Annotated in this window: 2 rRNA genes; both read left to right on the forward strand. The window is 58.3% G+C overall.

From position 1 onward, the window contains the following. The first annotated feature begins 368 nt into the window (after positions 1-368). Positions 369-1,894, forward strand: a 16S ribosomal RNA gene (locus tag N4G66_RS44745). A 313-nt stretch (positions 1,895-2,207) separates the two neighbouring features. Further along, a 23S ribosomal RNA gene (locus tag N4G66_RS44750) occupies positions 2,208-4,293 on the forward strand; the annotation flags it as partial.

Consider the following 4,293-nt stretch of genomic DNA (forward strand, 5'->3'; position numbering starts at 1 on the left):
CTGATAGAGTCGGACTCGCCGGAAAGGGAAACGCGGAAGCGGGAACCTGGAAAGCGCCGGGGAAATCGGATACGGAAACGGTCTGATAGAGTCGGAAACGCAGGACCGAAGGGAAGCGCCCGGAGGAAAGCCCGAGAGGGTGAGTACAAAGGAAGCGTCCGTTCCTTGAGAACTCAACAGCGTGCCAAAAATCAACGCCAGATTTGTTGATACCCCGTCTCCGGCCGATCGGCCGGGACGAGGTTCCTTTGAAAAAGTCCTGCCGGGCATTGTTCCGGCGGGCGCATCAGCGAGGACGCTGTGAACCGAAGGGATTATTCCTCCCTCCGGTTCCGCTCTCGTGATGTCATCCCGATTACGGGACAACATTCACGGAGAGTTTGATCCTGGCTCAGGACGAACGCTGGCGGCGTGCTTAACACATGCAAGTCGAACGATGAAGCCCTTCGGGGTGGATTAGTGGCGAACGGGTGAGTAACACGTGGGCAATCTGCCCTTCACTCTGGGACAAGCCCTGGAAACGGGGTCTAATACCGGATAACACTCCTGCCTGCATGGGCGGGGGTTAAAAGCTCCGGCGGTGAAGGATGAGCCCGCGGCCTATCAGCTTGTTGGTGAGGTAGTGGCTCACCAAGGCGACGACGGGTAGCCGGCCTGAGAGGGCGACCGGCCACACTGGGACTGAGACACGGCCCAGACTCCTACGGGAGGCAGCAGTGGGGAATATTGCACAATGGGCGAAAGCCTGATGCAGCGACGCCGCGTGAGGGATGACGGCCTTCGGGTTGTAAACCTCTTTCAGCAGGGAAGAAGCGAAAGTGACGGTACCTGCAGAAGAAGCGCCGGCTAACTACGTGCCAGCAGCCGCGGTAATACGTAGGGCGCAAGCGTTGTCCGGAATTATTGGGCGTAAAGAGCTCGTAGGCGGCTTGTCACGTCGGGTGTGAAAGCCCGGGGCTTAACCCCGGGTCTGCATTCGATACGGGCTAGCTAGAGTGTGGTAGGGGAGATCGGAATTCCTGGTGTAGCGGTGAAATGCGCAGATATCAGGAGGAACACCGGTGGCGAAGGCGGATCTCTGGGCCATTACTGACGCTGAGGAGCGAAAGCGTGGGGAGCGAACAGGATTAGATACCCTGGTAGTCCACGCCGTAAACGGTGGGAACTAGGTGTTGGCGACATTCCACGTCGTCGGTGCCGCAGCTAACGCATTAAGTTCCCCGCCTGGGGAGTACGGCCGCAAGGCTAAAACTCAAAGGAATTGACGGGGGCCCGCACAAGCAGCGGAGCATGTGGCTTAATTCGACGCAACGCGAAGAACCTTACCAAGGCTTGACATACACCGGAAAGCATTAGAGATAGTGCCCCCCTTGTGGTCGGTGTACAGGTGGTGCATGGCTGTCGTCAGCTCGTGTCGTGAGATGTTGGGTTAAGTCCCGCAACGAGCGCAACCCTTGTTCTGTGTTGCCAGCATGCCCTTCGGGGTGATGGGGACTCACAGGAGACTGCCGGGGTCAACTCGGAGGAAGGTGGGGACGACGTCAAGTCATCATGCCCCTTATGTCTTGGGCTGCACACGTGCTACAATGGCAGGTACAAAGAGCTGCGAAGCCGCGAGGCGGAGCGAATCTCAAAAAGCCTGTCTCAGTTCGGATTGGGGTCTGCAACTCGACCCCATGAAGTCGGAGTTGCTAGTAATCGCAGATCAGCATTGCTGCGGTGAATACGTTCCCGGGCCTTGTACACACCGCCCGTCACGTCACGAAAGTCGGTAACACCCGAAGCCGGTGGCCCAACCCCTTGTGGGAGGGAGCTGTCGAAGGTGGGACTGGCGATTGGGACGAAGTCGTAACAAGGTAGCCGTACCGGAAGGTGCGGCTGGATCACCTCCTTTCTAAGGAGCATCTAGGCCGCCGGGCTTGCCCGGTGGTCCAGGGCCATTACGTCGGCACACGTCCGACGGTGGTTGCTCATGGGTGGAACGTTGATTATTCGGCACTCTCGACTGTCTTCTCCTTCCAGTACTGCTCTTCGGGGCGTGGAAAGAATGAGGGAAGCGGTCGGGGTGCCGGGCACGCTGTTGGGTGTCTGAGGGCACGGCCGAGAGGCTGCCTTCAGTGCCGGCCCCAGTGCACTCGAACTACTGGTTCGGGGTGATGGGTGGTTGGTCGTTGTTTGAGAACTGCACAGTGGACGCGAGCATCTGTGGCCAAGTTTTTAAGGGCGCACGGTGGATGCCTTGGCACCAGGAACCGATGAAGGACGTGGGAGGCCACGATAGTCCCCGGGGAGCCGTCAACCAGGCTTTGATCCGGGGGTTTCCGAATGGGGAAACCCGGCAGTCGTCATGGGCTGTCACCCATACCTGAACACATAGGGTATGTGGAGGGAACGCGGGGAAGTGAAACATCTCAGTACCCGCAGGAAGAGAAAACAACCGTGATTCCGGGAGTAGTGGCGAGCGAAACCGGATGAGGCCAAACCTCAAGCGTGTGAGACCCGGCAGGGGTTGCGCTTGGGGGGTTGTGGGATCTCTCTTTCACAGTCTGCCGGCTGTGAGACGAGTCAGAAACCGTTGATGTAGGCGAAGGACATGCGAAAGGTCCGGCGTAGAGGGTAAGACCCCCGTAGTCGAAACATCAACGGCTCGTTTGAGAGACACCCAAGTAGCACGGGGCCCGAGAAATCCCGTGTGAATCTGGCGGGACCACCCGCTAAGCCTAAATATTCCCTGGTGACCGATAGCGGATAGTACCGTGAGGGAATGGTGAAAAGTACCGCGGGAGCGGAGTGAAATAGTACCTGAAACCGTGTGCCTACAAGCCGTGGGAGCGTCGCGCGCCGAGTTTACTCGGTGCGTCGTGACTGCGTGCCTTTTGAAGAATGAGCCTGCGAGTTTGCGGTGCGTTGCGAGGTTAACCCGTGTGGGGAAGCCGTAGCGAAAGCGAGTCCGAATAGGGCGATTCAGTAGCGCGCTCAAGACCCGAAGCGGAGTGATCTAGCCATGGGCAGGTTGAAGCGGCTGTAAGAGGTCGTGGAGGACCGAACCCACCAGGGTTGAAAACCTGGGGGATGACCTGTGGTTAGGGGTGAAAGGCCAATCAAACTCCGTGATAGCTGGTTCTCCCCGAAATGCATTTAGGTGCAGCGTCGTGTGTTTCTTGCCGGAGGTAGAGCACTGGATAGGCGATGGGCCCTACCGGGTTACTGACCTTAGCCAAACTCCGAATGCCGGTAAGTGAGAGCGCGGCAGTGAGACTGTGGGGGATAAGCTCCATGGTCGAGAGGGAAACAGCCCAGAGCATCGACTAAGGCCCCTAAGCGTACGCTAAGTGGGAAAGGATGTGGAGTCGCACAGACAACCAGGAGGTTGGCTTAGAAGCAGCCACCCTTGAAAGAGTGCGTAATAGCTCACTGGTCTAGTGATTCCGCGCCGACAATGTAGCGGGGCTCAAGCGTACCGCCGAAGTCGTGTCATTGCAGCGTATAGCCCCAACGGGTGTTGTGATGGGTAGGGGAGCGTCGTGTGCCGGGTGAAGCCGCGCCGGAAGGCAGTGGTGGACGGTTCACGAGTGAGAATGCAGGCATGAGTAGCGATACACACGTGAGAAACGTGTGCGCCGATTGACTAAGGGTTCCTGGGTCAAGCTGATCTGCCCAGGGTAAGTCGGGACCTAAGGCGAGGCCGACAGGCGTAGTCGATGGATAACCGGTTGATATTCCGGTACCCGCTGTGAAGCGTCAAACATTGAACCAGGCGATGCTAAGTCCGTGAAGCCGCCCCGGAGCCTTCGGGCAAGGGGGAGTGGTGGAGCCGACGGTCCGGACCTGCAGTAGGTGAGTGATGGGGTGACGCAGGAAGGTAGTCCATCCCGGGCGGTGGTTGTCCCGGGGTAAGGGTGTAGGCCGTGTGATAGGCAAATCCGTCACACATCAAGGCTGAGACCCGATGCCGAGCCGATTGTGGTGAAGTGGATGATCCTATGCTGTCGAGAAAAGCCTCTAGCGAGTTTCATGGCGGCCCGTACCCTAAACCGACTCAGGTGGTCAGGTAGAGAATACCGAGGCGTTCGGGTGAACTATGGTTAAGGAACTCGGCAAAATGCCCCCGTAACTTCGGGAGAAGGGGGGCCATCACCGGTGATTGGATTTACTCCATGAGCTGGGGGTGGCCGCAGAGACCAGCGAGAAGCGACTGTTTACTAAAAACACAGGTCCGTGCGAAGCCGTAAGGCGATGTATACGGACTGACGCCTGCCCGGTGCTGGAACGTTAAGGGGACCGGTTAGTCAC

It is taken from the genome of Streptomyces rhizosphaerihabitans (genome assembly GCF_025399795.1).
GTDB classification, from domain to species: Bacteria; Actinomycetota; Actinomycetes; order Streptomycetales; family Streptomycetaceae; genus Streptomyces; species Streptomyces rhizosphaerihabitans.